The organism is Variovorax defluvii, assembly GCF_039541515.1.
Classification (GTDB): Bacteria; Pseudomonadota; Gammaproteobacteria; order Burkholderiales; family Burkholderiaceae_C; genus Variovorax; species Variovorax defluvii.
This window is the reverse complement of the sequence record NZ_BAABGJ010000032.1, coordinates 1-19,569: the sequence shown is the minus strand read 5'-3', so window position 1 is coordinate 19,569 and position 19,569 is coordinate 1. Positions and strand designations below refer to the sequence as shown.

Annotated in this window: 19 protein-coding genes and 2 pseudogenes; 17 read left to right on the top strand and 4 right to left on the bottom strand. The window is 66.4% G+C overall.

Features of this window, described 5'->3' with window-relative positions:
* Positions 1-20 precede the first annotated feature (20 nt).
* The 12 genes from ABEA07_RS15500 (at position 21) to ABEA07_RS15445 (ending at position 11,009) form a co-directional block, all read left to right on the top strand.
* On the top strand, positions 21-461 hold the full coding sequence (locus ABEA07_RS15500) for a VirB8/TrbF family protein (protein WP_345538932.1): 441 nt from the start codon (positions 21-23) through the stop codon (positions 459-461).
* Positions 458-1,297: a P-type conjugative transfer protein VirB9 gene (gene virB9 / locus ABEA07_RS15495; protein ID WP_345538931.1), complete on the top strand. Its 840-nt coding sequence runs from the start codon at positions 458-460 to the stop codon at positions 1,295-1,297. The genes ABEA07_RS15500 and virB9 overlap by 4 nt, the downstream gene beginning before the upstream one ends.
* On the top strand, positions 1,294-2,688 hold the full coding sequence (gene virB10, locus ABEA07_RS15490; protein WP_345538930.1) for a type IV secretion system protein VirB10: 1,395 nt from the start codon (positions 1,294-1,296) through the stop codon (positions 2,686-2,688). The genes virB9 and virB10 overlap by 4 nt, the downstream gene beginning before the upstream one ends.
* Positions 2,657-3,799 carry a P-type DNA transfer ATPase VirB11 gene (gene virB11, locus ABEA07_RS15485; protein WP_345538929.1) on the top strand — a complete coding sequence of 381 codons (1,143 nt, stop codon included), beginning with the start codon at positions 2,657-2,659 and terminating at the stop codon, positions 3,797-3,799. Before virB10 ends, virB11 begins: the two co-directional genes overlap by 32 nt.
* A complete protein-coding gene (locus tag ABEA07_RS15480) occupies positions 3,765-5,708 on the top strand; it encodes a type IV secretory system conjugative DNA transfer family protein (protein WP_345538928.1) in 1,944 nt (647 codons plus the stop codon). The genes virB11 and ABEA07_RS15480 overlap by 35 nt, the downstream gene beginning before the upstream one ends.
* Before the next feature lie 31 nt (positions 5,709-5,739).
* A complete protein-coding gene (locus ABEA07_RS15475; protein WP_345538927.1) occupies positions 5,740-6,864 on the top strand; it encodes an LPD7 domain-containing protein in 1,125 nt (374 codons plus the stop codon).
* Positions 6,851-7,531 (top strand): phospholipase D family nuclease, encoded by a 681-nt coding sequence (locus tag ABEA07_RS15470; protein WP_345538926.1) that lies wholly within the window; start codon positions 6,851-6,853, stop codon positions 7,529-7,531. Before ABEA07_RS15475 ends, ABEA07_RS15470 begins: the two co-directional genes overlap by 14 nt.
* A gap of 43 nt (positions 7,532-7,574) precedes the next feature.
* Positions 7,575-8,282 (top strand): TraX family protein, encoded by a 708-nt coding sequence (locus ABEA07_RS15465; protein ID WP_345538925.1) that lies wholly within the window; start codon positions 7,575-7,577, stop codon positions 8,280-8,282.
* 129 nt (positions 8,283-8,411) lie between these two features.
* Positions 8,412-8,906: a hypothetical protein gene (locus ABEA07_RS15460; RefSeq protein ID WP_345538923.1), complete on the top strand. Its 495-nt coding sequence runs from the start codon at positions 8,412-8,414 to the stop codon at positions 8,904-8,906.
* Entirely contained in the window at positions 8,903-10,138 is a 1,236-nt protein-coding gene (locus ABEA07_RS15455; RefSeq protein WP_345538922.1) for a zeta toxin family protein, read from the top strand. The genes ABEA07_RS15460 and ABEA07_RS15455 overlap by 4 nt, the downstream gene beginning before the upstream one ends.
* A 228-nt stretch (positions 10,139-10,366) precedes the next feature.
* The gene (locus tag ABEA07_RS15450) at positions 10,367-10,816 is read left to right on the top strand and encodes a transposase (protein ID WP_345538920.1); all 450 of its coding nucleotides are present in this window, start codon (positions 10,367-10,369) and stop codon (positions 10,814-10,816) included.
* Position 10,817: 1 nt separating this feature from the next.
* On the top strand, positions 10,818-11,009 hold the full coding sequence (locus ABEA07_RS15445; RefSeq protein WP_345538919.1) for a hypothetical protein: 192 nt from the start codon (positions 10,818-10,820) through the stop codon (positions 11,007-11,009).
* Between the two features lie 230 nt (positions 11,010-11,239).
* Here the strand turns inward: ABEA07_RS15445 and ABEA07_RS15440 are convergent, their stop codons facing one another.
* Complete coding sequence (locus ABEA07_RS15440; protein WP_345538917.1) at positions 11,240-12,310, bottom strand: IS110 family RNA-guided transposase; 1,071 nt, start codon at positions 12,308-12,310, stop codon at positions 11,240-11,242.
* Positions 12,311-12,391: 81 nt separating this feature from the next.
* On the opposite strand from ABEA07_RS15440, the gene tnpB reads away from it, so the two are divergent.
* The 4 genes and pseudogenes from tnpB to ABEA07_RS15420 all read left to right on the top strand — a co-directional run bounded on the left by tnpB (position 12,392) and on the right by ABEA07_RS15420 (position 14,596).
* Positions 12,392-12,631, top strand: coding sequence for an IS66 family insertion sequence element accessory protein TnpB (gene tnpB / locus ABEA07_RS15435; protein WP_345538916.1), 240 nt, complete (start codon positions 12,392-12,394; stop codon positions 12,629-12,631).
* A gap of 67 nt (positions 12,632-12,698) precedes the next feature.
* Positions 12,699-14,186 (top strand): annotated as a pseudogene (tnpC, locus tag ABEA07_RS15430) (IS66 family transposase); the annotation flags it as partial.
* 27 nt (positions 14,187-14,213) lie between these two features.
* Entirely contained in the window at positions 14,214-14,372 is a 159-nt protein-coding gene (locus tag ABEA07_RS15425) for a transposase domain-containing protein (RefSeq protein ID WP_345538947.1), read from the top strand.
* A complete protein-coding gene (locus ABEA07_RS15420; RefSeq protein ID WP_345538915.1) occupies positions 14,369-14,596 on the top strand; it encodes a hypothetical protein in 228 nt (75 codons plus the stop codon). The genes ABEA07_RS15425 and ABEA07_RS15420 overlap by 4 nt, the downstream gene beginning before the upstream one ends.
* Positions 14,597-14,803: 207 nt before the next feature.
* Here the strand turns inward: ABEA07_RS15420 and ABEA07_RS15415 are convergent.
* Positions 14,804-15,043: pseudogene (locus tag ABEA07_RS15415) on the bottom strand (site-specific integrase); the annotation flags it as partial.
* A gap of 566 nt (positions 15,044-15,609) precedes the next feature.
* Here ABEA07_RS15415 and ltrA point away from each other — a divergent pair.
* A complete protein-coding gene (gene ltrA / locus ABEA07_RS15410) occupies positions 15,610-16,848 on the top strand; it encodes a group II intron reverse transcriptase/maturase (RefSeq protein ID WP_345538913.1) in 1,239 nt (412 codons plus the stop codon).
* 96 nt (positions 16,849-16,944) lie between these two features.
* Here ltrA and ABEA07_RS15405 read toward each other — a convergent pair whose 3' ends face one another.
* Positions 16,945-18,231 carry an IS256 family transposase gene (locus ABEA07_RS15405; RefSeq protein ID WP_345538912.1) on the bottom strand — a complete coding sequence of 429 codons (1,287 nt, stop codon included), beginning with the start codon at positions 18,229-18,231 and terminating at the stop codon, positions 16,945-16,947.
* Between the two features lie 293 nt (positions 18,232-18,524).
* Entirely contained in the window at positions 18,525-19,568 is a 1,044-nt protein-coding gene (locus ABEA07_RS15400) for a relaxase/mobilization nuclease domain-containing protein (protein WP_345538911.1), read from the bottom strand.
* Position 19,569: the final 1 nt, after the last annotated feature.

Here is a 19,569-nt window from a genome sequence, read left to right as displayed (position 1 = left end):
GGCGACATCTGGAGCGCCTCATGAACCGGGACCCCGCGCTTGAGAAGTACCTCCAGGAGGCCCGGAGCTGGGAGCTCGACCGCGCTCGCCACGCAGAGCGCTCGGCCAGGATCGCCTGGACAGTCGCGGGCATCGCAGGCGCAACCGCGATCTTGGCTGTTGCTGCCGTCACCGGGCTCACGCCCCTGAAGCAGCCCGTTCCCGTGGTCAAGCTAGACAGCGGCAAGGACAAGCTGGCCCAGGTGCGCTTCACCCGCTACACCCGCGCGGGCGGCACCGGCGACGAGCAGGCGAGCCACTGGGTCTCGACCATCGAGTTCGCCTACGTCCAGCCCTCCAGGGACGACAAGTGGCGCTCGCTCAACCCCCTGGGCTTTCGCGTCGTCGAGTACCGACGTGAACCCGAGGTCGCGGCCGCAGGCGTAGCGGCGACGCCACCCATCAAGCCAGAGCCGCGATGAGGGCATGTGCCGCGCTTTCCCGATGGATGCCCGCTGCGGTGCTGGCGTGCAGCGTCGGCCTGAGCGCCCCGTCCGGTGTCGCCGCCACGCTGCCGCCGGCCGGCAAGGTGGATGCCCGCGTGCGCACGGTCGCCTACAACCCCGACGATGTCGTCACGCTGCACGGCTACGTCGGCTACCAGATCCACCTGCAGTTCGCCGAGGGCGAGGAGTTCGTCAACCTGGGCTCCGGCGACAACGCCGCCTTCGACGTGGGCGCCGAGCGCAACCACTTCTTCATCAAGCCCAAGGAAGCCCGTGCGTCGACCAACCTCACGATCCTGACCAACCGCCGGGCCTACCACTTCGACTACGTGGTGTCGGCCAGCGCCCCTGTCGGCGCCGCCGCGCGGCGCATGGTCTATTCGATCCGCTTCACCTATCCCGAGGACGAAGCCCGGGCCCTGGCGGCCGAGGCCGAGCGCCGCCGGACAGAGGCACGCATGAGCCAGGCCTCCGACAGGCCGCGCAACATGAACTACTGGTTCTGCGGCAGTGAGGCGCTCAAGCCCATGAGCGCCTACGACGACGGCGTGCAGACGCGCCTGCGCTTCCAGGCCCGCTCCGAGTTCCCGGCGATGTTCGTGCAGAACGACGACGGATCGGAGTCGCTGCTGAACTTCAATGTCGAGAACGACGAAGTCGTGATCCATCGGGTTGCACGCCGCTTCGTGCTGCGCCGCGGCCAGTTGGTCGGCTGCGTCGTCAATCGCTCCTTCGCCGGCGGCGTTGCGCGCACGGCCACGAACACCAGTGTGCCTGGCGTGCAACGATCCACTATGGGGGGCGAACCATGAGCTGGCTGGGTCGTGAACATGGGCCACGCGATGCGGATGACACCGCCGAGCAGGGCCTGCACGGTGACAACGAAGCTGCCGATCGCCATGTGGACGCCGACACCGGGGAAATCCTTCCGGTACGCGGCACCACGCGGCCGGGTCCCGGCGGGCTTGGCAGAGGTAGCGAGCGCGGCGATGCTGGCGCCGCCGCGGTGCAGGGTGAGCGGACCATCCCCTCGGTCAACCGCGAGCGCTCCATCCAGTCGCGCATCAGCGGCGGCCTGGCGCTGGCCACCATCATCCTGCTGGGCGGGGGCTTTCTGTTCTGGTACTACAACACCCAGTACAGCAAGACGCGCGATGCCGAGGAGTTGGCGCGCAGGGCCGCCGCAGCACGCGCCGGCGGCGAGATGAAGGTCCCGCCTCTGGGCCGCATCGACCCGCCCAGGCCGTCCATCGAAGCGGCGCCCGTCTCCTCCGGCAGTCCCGCCCCTGCCCCACCGCTGTTCTCGGCAAATCCCGGCGGCCCACCCCAGAAGACGCCCGAGCAACTGGCACTGGAACGACAGCTCGGCGCCCCCGTGCTTCGCAAGGCCCAGTCACTCGCCGGCGGCGGCCCGTATGCAGCCGCCGGCGTAGTGCCCGGGCCATCCGGCCTCGCAGGCCAGCCCGTCATGCCCAATGTCGCCCAACTGGTCAGTGCCATGCAGAGCCCCAGCGGCGCCGCGGGTCCCACCGCGGGTCCGATCGGCAGCAGCTTGGCCGCGAACCTCAGGCCCACCCCGACACCCGCCGTCATGGCCCAGACGCTCCCCACCCGGCGCCTCCTGCTGCCCAAGGGCGCCTTCATAGACTGCACGCTGGAGACGGCCATCGACTCGACCTACGAGGGCATGACCACCTGCATCGGCGCGAGCGACATCTACGGCGCCGACGGCAAGGTGGTCCTCCTGGAGCGCGGCACCAAGTACGTGGGTGAACAGCGCGGATCGCCTCGGCAGGGTCAGGGCCGCGTTTTCGTGGTCTGGAACGAGGCGCGCACGCCCACCGGCGTCGTGGTGCAACTCGCCTCGCCCGGCACCGACGAGCTCGGCCGCAACGGCCTGCCTGGTTTCGTCGACACCCACTTCTGGGAGCGCTTCGGCGCCGCGATCCTGATCTCCGTCATCGACGGCACGATGGCGGCCCTCGCCGCCCACCAGCAAAGCGGCACCCACATCGGCAGCGGCGGCGGCGCCGTGGTCGCGCCACAGGGCAGCCGGGATGTCATCGCAGAAGTGCTGCGCAGCACGGTTGCCATTCCGCCCACCGTCATCAAGAACCAGGGCGAGCGCATCCAGATCCTGGTCGCGCGCGACGTGGACTTCAGGAGTGCCTATGCGCTTCGAACCGAACCGGCAACGCCTTGACCGCGAAGACGGCGCGACGAGTGCTGCGGGACCGGCACCCACGCCAGCGTCTCGGCCCGCGGACGAGCCCCCGTCCTCCCTCGCGCTCTTCCTCGGGCCGCTGGCCCGGCTGCTGCAGGATCCCGAAATCACTGAGATCTGTATCAACGAGCCCGGCGCGGCCTTCGTCGAGCGCCAGTCGGGCTGGACGCGCGAGGAACTGCCCTTCGCGTCGTACGACTGGTGCGTCTCCATCGCCAAGCTGGTGGCCAACTTCACCCGCCAACGGGTGTCGGCCAACGAGCCCCTCCTGTCGGCCACGCTGCCCGGCGGCGAGCGCATCCAGATCGTCCTGCCCCCTGCCACGCTCGAGCGCACCGTCTCGATCACGATCCGACGCCCGTCCAATGCCCTGTGGACCCTGGAAGAACTGGACGGCATGGGCATCTTCGGGCCCACGCGCAGCGTTCCCGACATCGCGTCGCGACAAGCGCAGATGGAGCAGCTCTCGCTCGAGGGCCGGGAGCTGACGACCCTGCTGGCACGACGGCAATTCGTCCAGTTCCTGCGCCGGGCCGTGCAGCTGCGCAAGAACATCCTCCTCTCCGGTGCTACGGGCTCGGGCAAGACCACCGTCAGCAAGGCGCTGATCCTGGAGGTGCCGCCGGAAGACCGCCTCATCACCATCGAAGACGTCAAGGAGCTGTCGCTGCGCAACCAGCCGAACCACGTGCGCCTCTTCTATTCCCAGGGCGCGCAGGGGCAGGCCGAGGTCACGCCCGGGCAGCTGCTCGCGAGCGCCAAGCGGCAGCGCCCGGATCGCGTCTTCGTCTCCGAATTGCGCACCGGAGAGGAGGTCTACGACTACCTGGTGTCTGTCAACACCGGACACCCCGGCTCCATCACCAGCGTGCACGCCGACAGCGCGGAAATGGCCTTCGTGGCGCTGGCCCAGCTGATGAAGCGCAGCCAGGCCGGCCAGGGCATGACGACGCGCGAGGGGGTGGAACTGGCCCAGATGAGCGTGGACATCGTCGTTCAATGCGCGCGCGACCGCAGCACCACCGGCAGCCCGCGCATCGTGCGGGAGATCTGGTATGACCCTGGCACCCAACTCCGAGGGCTTGCCTAGCCCCTTCAAGATCGCCGTGGCGCTGCTGGTGGCAGCGCTGGTCGGCCTGTACATGGCCGGCTATGCCTTCCTGATCGTGATGAAGCTGCCGCCGCAGAACGCGTCGCTGCTGACCATCCACCAGTATTGGGCAGCTTACGGCGAGCGTCCGGACGTGCGCCGCACCCTGCTCACGACCCTCGTCGGCGCACAGGGCCTGTGCATGGGCCTGGTGGGCTTTGCGATGCTGCCGCGCCGGCGCCCGTTGCACGGCCAGGCGCGTTTCGCCAGCCGCCGTGAGATCAAGCAGGCCGGCCTGCTCGAGGAACACGGGATCATCCTGGGGCGGCTGGGCGGCCGGTACCTGGTTCTGCCCGGCCAGCAGGGCGTCGAATTGGAAGCCCCACCGCGCAGCGGCAAGGGCGTCGGGGTCGTCGTGCCGAACCTGTTGAACTGGCCCGGCTCGACCATCGTGAGCGACATCAAGGGCGAGAACTTCATCCGAACCGCCGGGTACAGGGCGGCGCATGGCCAGGAGGTGCATCTCTTCGATCCATTGTCGGAGAAGGAATGCTCGGCCCGCTGGAACCCGCTCGGCTATGTGGCGGAAGAACCCTACCGCTGCATCGACGACTTGCAGCGCATCGCCACGATGCTGTTTCCCGACCCGCTGGCGGGCGATCCTTTTTGGATGTCGTCGGCGCGGTCCTTGTTCCTGGGTATCGCCCTGTACCTCTTCGAAGCGCCCGGTGCCACGCGCACGCTGGGGGAGGTGCTGCGCCAGGGCATGGCCAGCGATGCCGAGGGCTTCCAGAAGCACTGGAAGCGCGTCATCGACGCCTGCGAACGCGCGGGCTATCCGCTGTCGCAGGAGGCAGTGCAAAGCCTCTACGACATCATCGACCTGGCACCCACCACCGCCTCGAGCATCCGCAAGACCTTCACCAGCCGCCTGGACCTGTGGCTCAACCCCATGATCGACGCGGCGACCTCCGCCAACGATTTCGACCTGCGCGATCTGCGCAAACGCCCGATTTCCATCTATGTGCAGATCAACCCGGACAACATCGCACGGCTGCAGCCGCTCCTCAATCTCTTCTTCCAGCAGGCGATCGGACTGCAGACGCGGGAGCTGCCCGAGAACAACCCCGAGCTTCGCCATCAGCTCCTGCTGATGCTCGACGAGTTCGCGGCACTCGGACGCATCCCCGTCATTGCCGAGTCCACCGCCTTCCTGCCGGGCTACAACGTGCGCACGGTCGTGATCGTGCAATCCCACTCGCAGCTGATCGAGAAGTACGGCGTCGAGGGGGCGAAATCCATCCGCAAGATGCTCGCGGCGCGCATCGTCTTTCCGCCCATGGAGTACGAGGACGCCGAGGCCATCTCGCGCGAGTTGGGCACCTACACGGTGCGCCAGAAGAACATCAGCCGGCCCTTGTGGGGCGGCGCCGGAAAGACCGCAAGCGTGAGCATCAGCGAGCAGCCCCGTCGCCTGCTGCTGCCGCAGGAGGTCAAGGAGCTGGGCCCCGAGCGAATGATCCTCTTCTGCGAAGGCCTGCGCCCCGTGCTCGCGCACCGCATCCGCTACTTCAAGGACAAGTCCTTTGCGCGGCGCGAGATGGCGCCGCCTGCCGTGCCGAGGCTGGATATACAGGGTGCCAGCCATGCCGCCGCCACGGCGCCGGCCACCGGCGCGGACGATGCGCCCACCGATGCGTCGAGTGCCCTCACGCACCTCACCCCGGCGGGCGGGGGACAGGTGCTGTCGAAGGAGGAGGCACCAGTGGTCAACGACGTGTTGAGCGACACGCTGAAGCTAAACGATTTCTCGTTCGACTTCGACGATGTCGAGATTCCCACCGAGCAACTGAGCGACGAGGACATCAAGCGCCACGCCGACGAGTTCGTATCGCGGCTGCTCGACTGACTCCCCTTCCAAAACCGAGAAAGGAGCCGACATGGCGAATCCATCCATGCACGAGCAGGCGGGCAGCGACAGTACTGGCGCGGGGCTGGGCGAGTTCGCCGGTTCGGTCCAGGGCCAAAGCGAATTGCCGCAAGACGCGCCGCAGATGGGCCGCGCGCATCCCCGTGTCCCGGATGCCATCGAACGCCGCTACCTCAAGGTCGATGACCGCTACTTCTTCCCGGATCGCACGCTCGCCTTCATCGACGACGGCGGCCGCATCCGCGTGCGCACGGACAACCTCGAGGTCATGCACAGCGTCATCGCCATCGCCGAGGCCAGGGACTGGCGGGTGATCGAGCTGCGTGGCACCGAAGCCTTCCGCCAGGGCATGTGGCGCGAGGCGGCGCTGCGGGGGATCGAGGCGCGGGGCTATTCGCCAACCGAAGCCGAGGTCCGCCAGGCCGAGCGCGCGCGACCCCGGGATCAGCCCGTTGAAGCTTCGGTGGACCGCGACGGCCCCTGGGAACCGCGCTCCCTGCGCGATGGCCCGCGTCCACCAATCAACGGCGTGCTGGTCGCCGCCGCCGCGGCGCCGTACCAGTTCCACCCCGAGCAGCGCATGTCCTTCTACGTGATGGTGCGCACCGAGGTCGGCGACCGCACGATCTGGGGCGCCGACCTGGAACGGGCGCTGGCCGAGTCGGCGTCGCTGCCGCGCATCGGGGACCCGATCGTGCTCACGCAGCACGGCACCCGCCCTGTCAATCTGCGCGTGCCGGCACGCGACGACGCAGGCGAGCTGATCGGCGAGCGCAAGATCGTTGCCCAGCGCGCCCGCTGGCGCATCGAGACGCCCGAGCACATGCGCGACCTGCGGCGCCAGGCGCGCTTGCTGCGCACCGACCAAGTCCTGGCCGACGCTTCCCTCGACACCTCTGCGACCCTGGCCACCGCGGCCGCAGGCCTGAAGCTGGCCAAGCAGTACGCCCAGCGTGTGACGGTGGACGGGCCTTCGCAGGAACGGCTGGTGGAGGCCATCCGCGACCGCATGGCCGCTGCCGTCGAACAGGGCCACACCCTCCACCTTCCCGAGCGCAAGATGCGGCCGAGCCAACGACAGGTCCGCCAGCGCGCAGGCCGTAGCCGCGAGGAACCGATCCATGAACGCACCTAGACCACAGGAACGCTGGGTGCTGCGTTTCCACCGAGCCATCCGGCCCCATGGCCTTGCTTTCTTCGCGTGTATCCTGCTGGCCGGGCTGTCATTGCGCGGCCTCGCGGCCCATGCCGAGATAGCAGGCGTCACCCCGCAGCCGTTGCGTGCGGTGGCGCAGGGGCCCATCGCATCCGCCGGCGCGACGGATGCCGCTGCGCCGGTGCCCTCCGCTCCCGTTTACTCGGCCGCGTTCACGCCCGGGCACGCCCTGCGCCTCGTGCTGGACACGATCCGGGGCGCGAAGGCCACGCTGCTGGTGGCCGCCTACTCCTTCACGAGCAAGCCGGTGGCCACCGCGCTGCGCGATGCCCAGCGCCGCGGCGTGCAGGTATTCGTGGTGGTGGATGCCGGCGAGGCGGCCAAGGGGTATTCGGCCGCGCGATTTCTCGCCAACGAACGGGTGCCGGTCAGAGTCAACGCCCGCTACGCACTGCAGCACAACAAGTTCATCGTGGTGGATGGCGCCATGGTGCAAACGGGCAGCTTCAACTACACCGCCTCGGCCGCCGAGCGCAACGCCGAGAACGTGCTCGTGGTGAGCAACGCGCCGGACCTGGCCGCTCGGTACGGCCGCGAGTGGCGGCGGCTCTGGGACGAGGGCACGGAATTGCCTCCCGCCTATTGAAGCCACGGCCCGGGTACACCCGCGCGCAGGCACCCTTCATCCCATGCCGCAAGCTTCATCGACGAATGCGCTTCCCGGAACGCCCGGTCGCCCTGCATGGACCGTTTCGGACGGCTCGCTGGAGGCGCTCAAATGGGTGGCCCTGGTTCTGATGACCGGCGACCACGTCAACAAGTATCTGCTGCACGAATCCAGCACGACGCTCTATGCCTTCGGTCGGATGGTGATGCCGGTCTTCGGCTTCGTGCTGATGTTCAACCTGGCTCGCCCCGGCGCCTTGGCCGGAGGGCTGCATCGGCGGATCATGAAACGGCTGGCGATCTTCGGCGCCCTGGCGACGCCCGCCTTTGCCTGGCTGGTGGGATGGTGGCCGCTGAACATCCTCTGCACGCTCTTCGTCGCCACTCTGGTCGTCTACCTGCTCGAGCGTCGCGGCAAGGGACATCGGCTCCTGGCTGTGGCGACGTTCATCATCGGCGGGGCGCTGGTGGAGTTCTGGTGGCCGGCGCTGCTGTGCTGCCTTGGCGCATGGGCCTTCGTGCGCCAGCCCACGGCCGGCCGCTTCGCGCTGTGGGCGCTCGGCACGGCCTCCCTGGCCATCATCAATGGCAACTTCGCCGCGCTGGTCGCCCTGGCGCTGATCTGGGGGGCCACGCAGGTGGACATCCCGCTGCGCCGCAGCCGCTGGGTCTTCTACGCCTTCTACCCGGCCCACCTCACGGCGTTGGCTCTCTTCCTGGCGACGCGCTAGCCAGCGCTTGCTGCGGCGCCGCACGCAGGCCCGGCCTTGCAGGTCGACGCCAGGCGGCCGCCCTCGTTGCGCCAGATCCCTCCCGATGCCGGCCGCCCAACATGACGCCCTGCTATAACTCACGCTCACATGGACAGCACCCAACTGCGCATCCGCATCGACCGCGCCATTGCCGACAAGGCGCACAAGATGGCCAGGTCGCTCGGCATGGAGTTGCCCGACGTGGTCCGCATGATGCTCACCGAGGCGGTGCGCATCGGCGACTTCTCGATCGAGCGCGGTGAGCAGCTGCCCACGGACCAGGCCGCCCGGCCCTTCTACGAATACGACGAGCGGCAGTGGAACTCGATGAAGACCATGCTGGACGCCGAACTGGCGCTCGCGCTGGTCAACCAGTACATCGCCTCCCACACGCTCCAGATCGAGGCTGCGGCAGAACGGGTCGAGCCTGATGCACGTCGGATCCAGCAGTTGACCCAGGAGCGCGACGAGGCCCGCAAGGTCCTCGCCACGCTGGACCCGGCCGATGCCGGCGCCGTCCGAACGATCCTGCAGCGGTTCGGACCCCAGCCGGATCGGGGGAGACAGAACACCGGGGATTACGAGGAAGGGGACGCACCGTGACGCGCACCCCGGAACCCGGGCCCGGATCTGCCCCCGACACGCCCACGCCCTCCGAGCGCGAGCTGCGGCGCCTGTACGAGCGATGCGTCGCACCGGACCTCCTGGTCGGTGCGCAGACTGCTGAGCACCCTGTGGCCATGGTCATCGCCGGACAACCCGGCGCGGGCCTCACTTACTCGTCGGTCATGCTGCGCCAGCAACTGATGCAGACTGTGCCCACCGCCGCCCACGTGTCCTTGAACCGCCTGCGTGCGTACCACCCGCTGTGGGCGGCCGGCGGCGACGTGGCGCCGCCGGCCGCTGCGCAGGTGACCGCCCATTGCCAAGCCTGGTTCGACCGCTTCGTCACCGACGTCCAGACAAGGCGCCTCAACCTGGTCGCCGAGGTCGAGACCACGGACATCGAGGCCGTGCCCCGGCTGGCGGCGGACCTGCGACGCGGCGGCTACATCGTCCAGGCGGTGTTCGTGGGCACCAACCGCGAAGAAAGCCGCCTGGCCATGCTGGCACGCTACGAGATGCGCCGCCGCGCGGGGCTCGGCGCCGAAGCGCCTTCAATCCAGGCCCATGAGCTGGCCTTCAGCAACGTGGGCAGCCTCCTGGGCCGCCTGGAGCACGAGCGCATGGTCGATGGGCTGCGGGTGATCACACGCAGCGGCACCCAACTGTACGAGAGCCGGGTGCTCGACGGCGTGCTCAACCGTGTCCCCCGGGCCGCCGAGACATTGCGGATCCATCTGGAGCGCGCAACCGATGCGAGGGAACTGGTGCAGTACGCGATGCGCTGGGAAACGCTGGTGCAGCGCCTGACCGGCGACCCGGCGGTACCGCGCGACATCGCCGGGCGCACGGTCATCTGGCGCAACGAGGCCGCCGCTCGCTGCGAGCAGGATCCCGACGCGAAACAGATGCTGCAGTGGGCGCGCGAGGCCGGGGCCTTCCGCGTGATGAACCGCTTCGAGTTTGAGAAGGAATTCCCGCACCTGGCGCGTGCCGTCGCGGCGCTGGGCGAGGCGGTTCTCGAATCCGAACGCTTCCCGCCCAGGGAGGCTGCCCGGCTGCTGGCCCACGCGCGCGAGAACATCGCGCAGCGCATCGAGCGCGGGGACATGGCGCGCATCATCGCGCGCCAGAAGGCGATGGAAATGAAGGCGCAGGGAAAGGCAAAAACCCAACCGGACAGAGAGCGAACGGCGAAGGAACCGCCGTCCGAGGAGCCTCCTACTCGGTAGTCCGCCCAGAGGGCTCCGGCCACAGTGTGGCGTGGCCGCAGAGCTTCCGGCCATCCAGGGCAACAGCGCCCACTTCATGGTGTACAACGAATTCCGGCTTGCAGCGGTTGCTGACGATCGCTCTGCCGAGTGGGCTGTCAGCAATGTGTGAGCGTCTGGCCGTTCCACCTTGCTGCTCGGTGACGGGGCCGTGAGGATGGTGCCCACCTCTTGATTTGGTGGGCACCTATGAATCCCAATTCTCGGAAGCCTCGGCGCAGGCACACCCCGGAGCTCAAGGCGGCGGTCCTCGTCGAATGCCAGCAGCCCGGCGCCTCGGTCGCGGCGGTGTCGCTCGCGCACGGGCTCAACGTCAACCTGGTTCGCAAGTGGCTCGTCGGCAAGGGACTCAAGCGCGCGGGCCTGTCGGCCCCACGCACGATCACGCAGCGAGCGCCTGTCGAGCCGACCGCCCCTTCGGCATCGCAGCCGGTGCTGCACTTCGTGCCGGTGGAAGTGGCTTCGGGCGGCGTCGAGGTCGCCCCCGCGGCCAGTCGCTGCGACGCGGCCAGCACGCCGCCCGTCGAGGCCGGCATCCACATCGAACTGCAGCGCGGCGAGACTCGGCTGACGGTGCAATGGCCCGGCTCGCAGCGGCGCACTGCGCGGCCTGGCTGGTCGAAGTGGCTGCGGCGCTGAAGTGATCCGCATCGACAAGGTGTGGCTGTGCGCGCAGCCACTGGACATGCGCGCCGGCGCCGAGCGACTGCTGGCCGCGGTCGTCTCGACACTGGGCGCCGCGCACGCCCATCACGGTTACCTCTTCTACAGGGACTTCCCACAAGTTCAAGCCATGTGGGTTCTCTTCTTCATGCTGACGAAGTTCAGATGATTGAGACCGAGGAACAGACTGCAAATCTACAGCCGGGCTTAGTGCACTCTTGCGTGCCGCCCCAAGATACCAACCGCGCAGCAGGGCTCCATTCGCTAATCGTGACACCACAACTGGTCCACAAAAGAGATACCGAGCTTGCCTGCTACTGGTCCGACCTGGTCAAAGCATCTTCGACTTACGTCTTGCAAGGAAGGAAGGTTGTTGAGTGACCGGCTCCGCTGGCGGCGCTACGCTGCGCCCGGTCTTGCTGCTGATGGGGGGAGACTGACATGATGTGCGTCGTAGCGCTTCTCTCGCGTCATGACGGCCCATAGGATTCTCGCGTTTTTGTTGGCCAGCGCGACCACGGCCTTCTGCCAGCCGCATCGCTGTCTCAAGCCTTGGGCCCACGTCGAGATCGGGTCATCGTTGTACTTTCCAGTGAGGACCGCGGCCTTCGCTCCCTGGATGAGGAGTGTGCGCAAATAGGTATTCCCGCGCTTGGTGATGCCGCCCAAGCTGGTCTTGCCGCCGCTGGAATGCTGCCTCGGCGTCAACCCCAGCCAAGCACCAAACTGCGAACCGCTCTTGAACTGCTTGAAATCCCCCACTGTCGCAACGATGGCCGATGCGGTGAGGGAGCCCACGCCTTTGAGCTCGGCCGCACGCTGAACCTGGTCATCCTCCTTCTGATGGGCGGCAATGCGCTGGTCGCACCACTGGATATGCGCTTCGATCTCGCGCCAATGCTCCTGTGCTCTCTGCAGGACGAGCCGGGCCATGCCGGGGATGTCGTTGCTGGCATCCTCGATGACATCGCTCAGGCGTTCCCGCAGAACTTCGGGGCTCTGAGGAAGAACGACTCCGAACTCTCCCAGCAGTCCTCGAATGCGATTCATACAGGCGAAGCGCTCTTCCTTGAGGCCTTCACGAACACGATGGACGCAGAGCATTCCCTGCTGGGCCAGGGTCTTAGGAGGCACAAAGTTCATGTGAGGTCGCGACGCCGCTTCACAGACTGCCGCCGCATCGTTGGCATCGTTCTTACCGCTCTTCCCTTGCAATCGATACGGGGTGACGAAGTGAGCGGGAATCAAGCGGGCGTCGAGGCCGAGCTCGCGCAGCTTTCGACACCAGTGGTGGGAGCCCCCGCAAGACTCCATGGCGACCAGGCAACCGGCAGGCAGGTCAGCGCACCACAGCAGAAACTTATCGCGATTGATTGCTCGGTTTGTGATCACTCGGCCAGCCGCGTCTACGGCGTGAATCTGGATGACATTCTTGGCAAGATCGACGCCGACTCGTGTAATGTTGCTCACGGGACTTCTCCTTCCAAGTGGTTGCAGATTGACCTTCCACAAGCCAATCTTGGCACTCAGATGCCGCGTAGGCCACCAGAAGTGGGAAGTCCCTTCGTATTCGCCAACGCGCGCGCTACGCGCCTCAAGCTCATCGTGCACGACGGCTTCGGCGTGTGGTGCGCGGCGCGGCGGCTGAACGCGGGGCGCTTCGTGTGGGTGTCCTCGGCGGCGGCGACGGCGCCAGTCTCGCTAGAACTCACCAGGGCGCAGTTCGACGCCCTGGTGGTCGGCCTGCCATGGGAACGGCTACCCGAGATGAACATCATCACGCGCATGTGACCTGCGGCGTGCCCACCCCGGTTGACAGCGCTTGTGCCAGTGGTGCGAGGTGCGGCGCTCTGGCACCATGCTGCGCATGCTTGGCAAGCAAGGTTCCCTCCCCATCGACCTTGCCCAACTGCCCCCAGAAGCTGCCGCGCTGATCGCGCAGATGCAGCAGCGCCTCGAGCAGCAGGAGCGCCAGCTCGGCGAGCACGCCCGGGAACTCGCGCAGCAGCAGGCGCTGCTGGAGCGCAAGGATCGCGAGATCGCGCTGCGGCAGGCCAAGATCGAGAAGATCAACTTCGAGCTCGCACGGCTCAAGCGCTGGAAGTTCGGCGCCAAGTCCGAGGCGATGAGCGCCGAGCAGCGCCAGCTCTTCCAGGACACGGTCGCGGAGGACGAGGCGAGCCTGCAGGCGCAGTTGGCGGCATTGCAGGCCAGCCTGCCCGAGACGCCGAAGGCGCCCAAGGCCCCGCCACGCAAACCGCGTCGCGAGGCGTTGCCGCAGCACCTGCGGCGCGTGGATCATCGCCACGAGCCCGAGGACACGACCTGCGGTTGCGGACGGTCCATGGTGCGTGTGGGCGAGGACGTCAGCGAGCGGCTGGACATCGTGCCGGCCGAGTTCTTCGTGCACCGGCACATCTACGGCAAGTGGGCGTGCCGCTGCTGCCAGAGCCTGAAGCAGGAGCCGGCCGCCCCCGAGATCGTGGACGGCGGCATCCCTGCCAGCGGCTTGGTGGCACACACACTGATCAGCCGCTTCGTCGATCACCTGCCGTACTACCGGCAGGAGGCGATCAACGCGCGCTCGGGCGTGCACACGCCGCGCTCCACGCTGGCGGCCTGGGCGGGGTACGCCGGGGCTGCGCTGGAGCCGCTGTACGACGCGCACAAGCGCTTCGTGCTCGGCGCCCGGGTGCTGCACGCCGACGAGACTCCGGTGGCCTTGCTCGATCCCGGAGCGGGCAAGACCCGCAGGGCCTACGTCTGGGCTTATGCACGCGGTGAGCACGATGGCCAGCGCGGCGTGATCTTCGAGTTCTGCCTGGGCCGCGGCGGCCAGTACCCGGTCGCGTTCCTTGGCGGTGAGGATGGAGCGTGGCGCGGCACGCTGCTGACGGACCAGTACGCCGGCTACGACACCGCCATGGATGCTCGCGTGTAGCCCGGGCGTGTAGCCGCGGGCTGTGTCGTGCACGCCAGACGCAAGTTCGACGAGGTGGCCAAGGCCGGAACGAGCCCGGTGGCCGAAGCGGCGATCAAGCGCCTGGGCCAGATCTACCACGTCGAGGGAAGCTTCGCGGACATGCCTGCGCAGCATCGACACCAAGGGCGGCAGGAACTGATCAGGCCGCTGTGGGCGGAGTTCAAGCTGTGGCTCGAACTCGAGCGGCGCCGCGTGCCCGACGGCAGCAGCATCGCCGCGGCCATCGATTACAGCCTCAACCACTGGGTGCATCTCACCCGTCATCTCAAGGACGGCGAGGTCCCGATGGACAACAACTTCCTGGAGCGACAGATCAAGCCTTGGCAGATGGGCCGCAAGAACTGGCTGTTTGCCGGAAGCGCACTCGCCGGCCAGCGCGCGGCCGTGGTGATGAGCCTGGTTCAGTCAGCCAAGCTCAATGGGCATGACCCTTGGCAATACCTGCGCGACGTCCTTGCGCGGCTGCCGACTCACCTGAATAGCCGCATCGAGGAGTTGCTGCCGCACAGTTGGCGGGCCGGCCCACCCAGCGAGCCGATGTCTCCATGAAGAACATCGAGGCGCTAATCGGCGACGGCGGCGAGATCACGGTCGGCGCGATCGGTTCGATCGCGTGCGCGGCCACCGCCGCCGATCAACATAATGCGCTGGCCATGCTCGTGAGACGGGAAGGCGAGACTCTCAACGCACTGCTCAAGAGGCTGGACAAGTCCATCGGCAAGTTCTACGAGCACGGCGTGATCATTGACGAGATCAACGGGCCCTCCGACTGACTGCCGTCTCCGTCAAGGTGGGACGGCAAGACGCTCACAGCAATGTGCCCAAAGCCGAAATTGATCGGGTGGTAGCAGAAGGCTGTCTGGAGTCGCTGGCTTTTTGGCGAGCCCGCGGCCGCTGCTAAGTCAGTGCGACATGCTCACGTCAGCCGGCGCGATGCTCGGCAAACGGAAGACCCAACCAGCGCCCGAAAAGCGACTACTTTCGAGTGCGCCAAGCGTTGCGTTGAGCGTGACGGGTGACGTTCCCGAGTCAACCAAGTGGAGTTGGAAGTCGCGCAACTCGTCCACGGTCGCCGTGTCGGGTGGGCGGTGAAGGTACGCCGCGAGCTTGCGCACGGCGCGCACGTAGGCCTCCTGAGTTCGAGGCTCGAACTTGCGCATGCGCATGTCCTCGAGCATGCGTTGACGCAGCGGGGTAACGGCCGAGGTGATGGTGTCCATGGTGGCTGCTCCGTTGATGGCGAGGCGGGATTGCCTCGCCATCAACGGTGGCGGCAACCGGGTCACGGCATATCCATGGGGTGCGCGAAGCGCCTACCGCGAGAGCGGTTTAGTGTGCGCCCGTGAAGGCGTGCCATTTGCAGGGTGAAAGTCCCTGTCGGAGTTGGCCGCAGCTCCGTAGCTGAAGGTAACTGCGTCGTCGCGAGGCGAGGTGGGGAGCAACTGGAAGCGAAATGTCGGTCCGTAGGATGACGAACCTGTTTCGGCGGGGTATGGCGGCGAGCCTGCACTAAAGTGGCGAAGCCTGGAAGCAATGCATCACGCTGGCGTGGCGATTAAAGCGGTGATGTGGCGTACCACGTGGTTGAGGACGGAACGACAGGAAGATGGCACGAGATAAGCGGGGAGACCTGCCGGTGCGGTGAACGCTGGCAGGAGTCAGAGTCCCAATAGTACCGATCACGGGGAAATTAAATTGAACCGTGGAGAAATGTGTCAGAGCAAAAGGCGCATTAGGGAAGTGGGGCAGGAAGGTTGATAGCTGAAGACCGGAAAGGAGCAGAGATATGACAATTGAAGCATCGACAGTGTCGGCAACGACTAAACAAGATGCAGGCGTGCTGGGAAGCTGCGTGCAGCGGAAATTCGTGCCAGCTCCAATCTGGACAGAAGCTATGTTGGCTGCTCTACAAAGAGGAGTTCAAGGAGGTAAATGGTACAGTTTGATCGATAAAGTCTATCGCCTTGAAACGCTGGAGCTTGGATGGATCCAGGTGGCGAAGAACGCTGGGGCGGCTGGGGTGGACCGAATGAGCGTGGAGCGATTCGCGCAAGGACGGCATCACTATCTGGCTGAATTGGCGCAAGCGCTGCGGGACGGGAGTTATTGCCCGTTGCCGGTACGGCGTGTTTACATACCCAAGGGCAAGAAGCAGCGCCCGCTCGGCATACCTGCTGTAAAAGACCGCGTGGTTCAGGCGGCGCTGAAGCTGGTCATCGAGCCCATCTTTGAGCACGAATTCGAGCCCAGAAGCTATGGCTTCCGGCAAGGTTTGGGCTGTAAGGATGCGCTGCGCGAAGTGGACCGGCATTTGAAAGCGGGCTACTTCTGGGTGGTGGATGCGGACCTGCAAAGCTACTTCGACACGATTCCACATGACCCCCTTCTCACGAAAGTGGGAGAGCGTATCGGGGACGGTCACGTGCTGGAACTCATCCAGGGCTTTCTCAAGCAAGACATCATGGAAGACTTGAAGCGGTGGACGCCGATCTCCGGTAGTCCTCAAGGGGCAGTAATCAGCCCCTTGCTCGCGAACGCTTACCTTCACGAGCTGGACGTAGAAATGCGCGAAGCCGGGTTGGTAATGGTGCGATACGCAGACGACGCCGTGGTGTTGTGTCGCAGTCGAGAGGAAGCGCAAGCCGCGCTCGCTCGTTTGCGTGCTTGGGTGAGTGCGAACGGCCTGAGGCTACATCCCGACAAGACCCACATTGGGGATTGCCGGGAGGCAGGGCAAGGGTTCGAGTTTCTGGGGTACCGGTTTGAAGCCGGGCGGCGGTTGGTGCGCGCGAAAAGCTTGATGGCGTTACGGGCCAAAGTTCGTGCCCGGACGCCCCGCAATCACGGCGGGTCCATCGAGAGTGTGATCGCGTCGCTCAACCCGACCCTGAAGGGTTGGTACGCCTACTTCAAACAGGCCCACCGGTACACATTCTCGTCAATCGACGGCTTTGTTCGGCGTCGACTGCGGGCGATGTTGCGAAAACAGAAACACCGACGGGGGTGTCCGAATTTCTGTGTGTGAGGCGGTTGGTTGAATCGGTCTTGACTGCTTTCTCTTCTGTCTTAGGGCCCCTGCTAGGCCGCCGGAGGCGCCCCCGGTTGAGCGATGTACTCATGCTCAACCTCCTGTTCTTCCGCCACCGTGAACGGGGTGCGTGAATCGCTCTTCGTAGAGTATCGCGAACTGGTTCATGGCCTCGCGCCATTCCTTTGCGGCGCGACCCCAGTCAGCCGTGATGTTGCGCAGCGCCAGCCAGATTAATTTGGTGGCTGCGTCGTCGCTCGGGAAGTGTCCGCGCGTCTTGATGATCTTGCGCAGCCGGCTGTGCACGCTCTCGATGGCGTTCGTTGTGTAGACCACGCGGCGCACGGCCGGCGGGAACGCGAAGAATGGAATCACGCGATCCCAGGCACGGCGCCACGCCGCGGTGACGGTGGGGAATTTGTGGCCCCACGGGCTGCGCTCGAACTCGTTCAAGGCCTCCAGCGCGGCCTCGGCGCTTGGCGCCGTGTACACCGGGCGCAGCGCTGCGGCGAGCAGCTTGCGGTCCTTCCAGCTTGCGTAGTCCAGGCTGTTGCGGATCAGGTGCACGACGCACGTCTGCAGCGTGGTTGCCGGGAACACCGTGCCGAGCGCTTCGCCGATGCCCTTGAGGCCATCGGTGACCGCGATCAGGACGTCGCTCACGCCGCGCGTGCGCAGATCGTTGAACACCTTCATCCAGAACTTGGCGCCCTCGGTGTTCTCGATCCACAGTCCCAGGATGTCGCGCGTGCCGTCGGGCAACACGCCCAAGGCCAGGTAGATCGCCTTGTTGCGTACCACCGCCTCTTCGCGGATCTTCACGCGCAGCGCGTCGAAGAAGATCACCGGGTACATCGGCTCCAGCGGGCGAGACTGCCAGGCCCCGACCTCGGCCATCACCGCGTCGGTGACCGAGCTGATGAACTCAGGGCTGACCTCGGTGCCGTATTGCTCGGCGAGGAAACCCTGGATCTCGCGCACCGTCATGCCGCGCGCGTACATGGCCACGATCTTGTCGTCGAAGCCGGTGAAGCGTCGCTCGTGCTTGGGGATCAAGACCGGCTCGAACGAGCCCTCCCGGTCGCGCGGCACCTCGATACGCAGCGCTCCGTCCTCGGTCAGCACGGTCTTGCCGCTGGCGCCGTTGCGATGGTTGCTCGCGTCATCGACCTTGGCCGCACCCGGCGGGTAGCCCAGATGGTGTGACAGCTCCGCGCCGAGGGCGCGCTCAATGAGCGCCTTCTTGAAGGCCATCGACGCGGCCTGCACCGCCTCGGCGCTCATAGGCCCCTTCACGAACTGGTCAATCACTTCCTTGGGGATCGACGGCAAATCCGTCGCAGCGGCTGCTGCCGCCTTCGTCGTCTTCCTGCTTGGCATACATGCTCCTGGTCGTCATGCTATGCCTCGCACACAAAATTCCGGACAGGCTCACACCGACCGGGTCAGGGACGATGTCTTAACGATCACAAACGATGGCCAAATTCCTTCTTCGCTAATCTTGGGCTGTTCACGCTATCCGCAGCCCATCAATTGGCGCGCCAATCCCGGTGCGGAAACAACTGACTGGAGAGCCCGTCGCGGGAGAACTGCACAGCGGGTTCGGAGGGAGGGGACGGCGAGAGCCGTTTCCTACCCCTATCCATCAGTCTGAAGCGGTAACCTCCAGCGGGCTACCGACTTCGCTCATCGGGCGCACGAGTTTGGGAGCGCTCCGGCGTCGGCGCACGCTGCTGAGCCTGCCATTGCTCGGCAAGCCGCTGCGCGTCCGTCTGCACCGGCGGCATCTGCCCCGCGAAGCGTTCCACCTGCTCCGCCAAGTCGGGTCGCCCCTGCCGTCGCAGCATCTGCGCCGTGGACCGCCAGTCATCGATTACGGCATCGCGCGTGCGCTGCAGGGTCTGCTTGCCCTGCTCGATCGAACTGTCCACGCCTTGGAGCGCTTTCACCATAGTCATCACCTTGTCGCGCATGAAGGTCGACGGCTTTGGCGTGGCGCGCTGGCTGCGCACCATGGCATCCAATTGCCCGAACGCGCGCATCGCCCGCAGCCGATGGTGGATGGGATCGCGCTGCGCTCGGTGCACCTGACCACGGATCTGCCGCGGCGTCGCATTGGCGGCAACGCCCTGCTCGCGCATCAGTTCAGCGAACCGCTCACGCCAGAGGCGTAGCGTGTCCTTGCGGATGTACAGGCGCCTGCCCGGCTCGTACTCATGCTCGCACTTGACCACCAGGTGCACATGCGGGTGCGCCTGATCCGTGTGCAGCACCATCGCGTACCGGTGCTGCAGCGCGAAGTTCTCGCGCGCGAAGATGCGCGCTGCCGCCAGCACCTTCTCCGGCGGTGTACCCGCGGGCATCGACAGCACGATGTTGTGCGCGAGTTTTGGCCGCGTGTCCCCCTCACCATCCGCCGGCTTCGACCGGTACTGGCTACGACACTGATCGAGCTGCCAGTCCCGCGCGATCTCCAGCGCCGCATTCTTGCCTTGAACCATGAGGCCCTCGTCCGTCTCCAGCGGCAGCTTGCCGTGGCGACCGATGTACTTGAGGTGGGCGCGGACACCACCGATGTCGCGCCCGCCACCCGAGACCTTCACCATGACTTCGGACGCGCGACTGACCGTGCGCTTGATCTGCTGGATCTGCTCCGGACCAAAGCGCAGCGCACCGCCGGGACCGCGCCGGCCATGGCTCACGATGTCCAGTGCCATG

Bases quoted from the DNA above. Each gene is read 5' to 3' on its own strand.
- ABEA07_RS15450 (WP_345538920.1), top strand. From the start codon at position 10,367: ATGAATCCCAATTCTCGGAAGCCTCGGCGCAGGCACACCCCGGAGCTC.
- ABEA07_RS15500 (WP_345538932.1), top strand. From the start codon at position 21: ATGAACCGGGACCCCGCGCTTGAGAAGTACCTCCAGGAGGCCCGGAGC.
- virB9 (WP_345538931.1), top strand. From the start codon at position 458: ATGAGGGCATGTGCCGCGCTTTCCCGATGGATGCCCGCTGCGGTGCTG.
- ABEA07_RS15405 (WP_345538912.1), bottom strand. From the start codon at position 18,231: ATGCCAAGCAGGAAGACGACGAAGGCGGCAGCAGCCGCTGCGACGGAT.
- ABEA07_RS15460 (WP_345538923.1), top strand. From the start codon at position 8,412: ATGGACAGCACCCAACTGCGCATCCGCATCGACCGCGCCATTGCCGAC.
- ABEA07_RS15480 (WP_345538928.1), top strand. From the start codon at position 3,765: ATGACCCTGGCACCCAACTCCGAGGGCTTGCCTAGCCCCTTCAAGATC.
- ABEA07_RS15465 (WP_345538925.1), top strand. From the start codon at position 7,575: ATGCCGCAAGCTTCATCGACGAATGCGCTTCCCGGAACGCCCGGTCGC.
- virB10 (WP_345538930.1), top strand. From the start codon at position 1,294: ATGAGCTGGCTGGGTCGTGAACATGGGCCACGCGATGCGGATGACACC.
- ABEA07_RS15425 (WP_345538947.1), top strand. From the start codon at position 14,214: ATGAGCCTGGTTCAGTCAGCCAAGCTCAATGGGCATGACCCTTGGCAA.
- ABEA07_RS15420 (WP_345538915.1), top strand. From the start codon at position 14,369: ATGAAGAACATCGAGGCGCTAATCGGCGACGGCGGCGAGATCACGGTC.
- ABEA07_RS15400 (WP_345538911.1), bottom strand. From the start codon at position 19,568: ATGGCACTGGACATCGTGAGCCATGGCCGGCGCGGTCCCGGCGGTGCG.
- virB11 (WP_345538929.1), top strand. From the start codon at position 2,657: ATGCGCTTCGAACCGAACCGGCAACGCCTTGACCGCGAAGACGGCGCG.
- ABEA07_RS15470 (WP_345538926.1), top strand. From the start codon at position 6,851: ATGAACGCACCTAGACCACAGGAACGCTGGGTGCTGCGTTTCCACCGA.
- ltrA (WP_345538913.1), top strand. From the start codon at position 15,610: ATGACAATTGAAGCATCGACAGTGTCGGCAACGACTAAACAAGATGCA.
- ABEA07_RS15475 (WP_345538927.1), top strand. From the start codon at position 5,740: ATGGCGAATCCATCCATGCACGAGCAGGCGGGCAGCGACAGTACTGGC.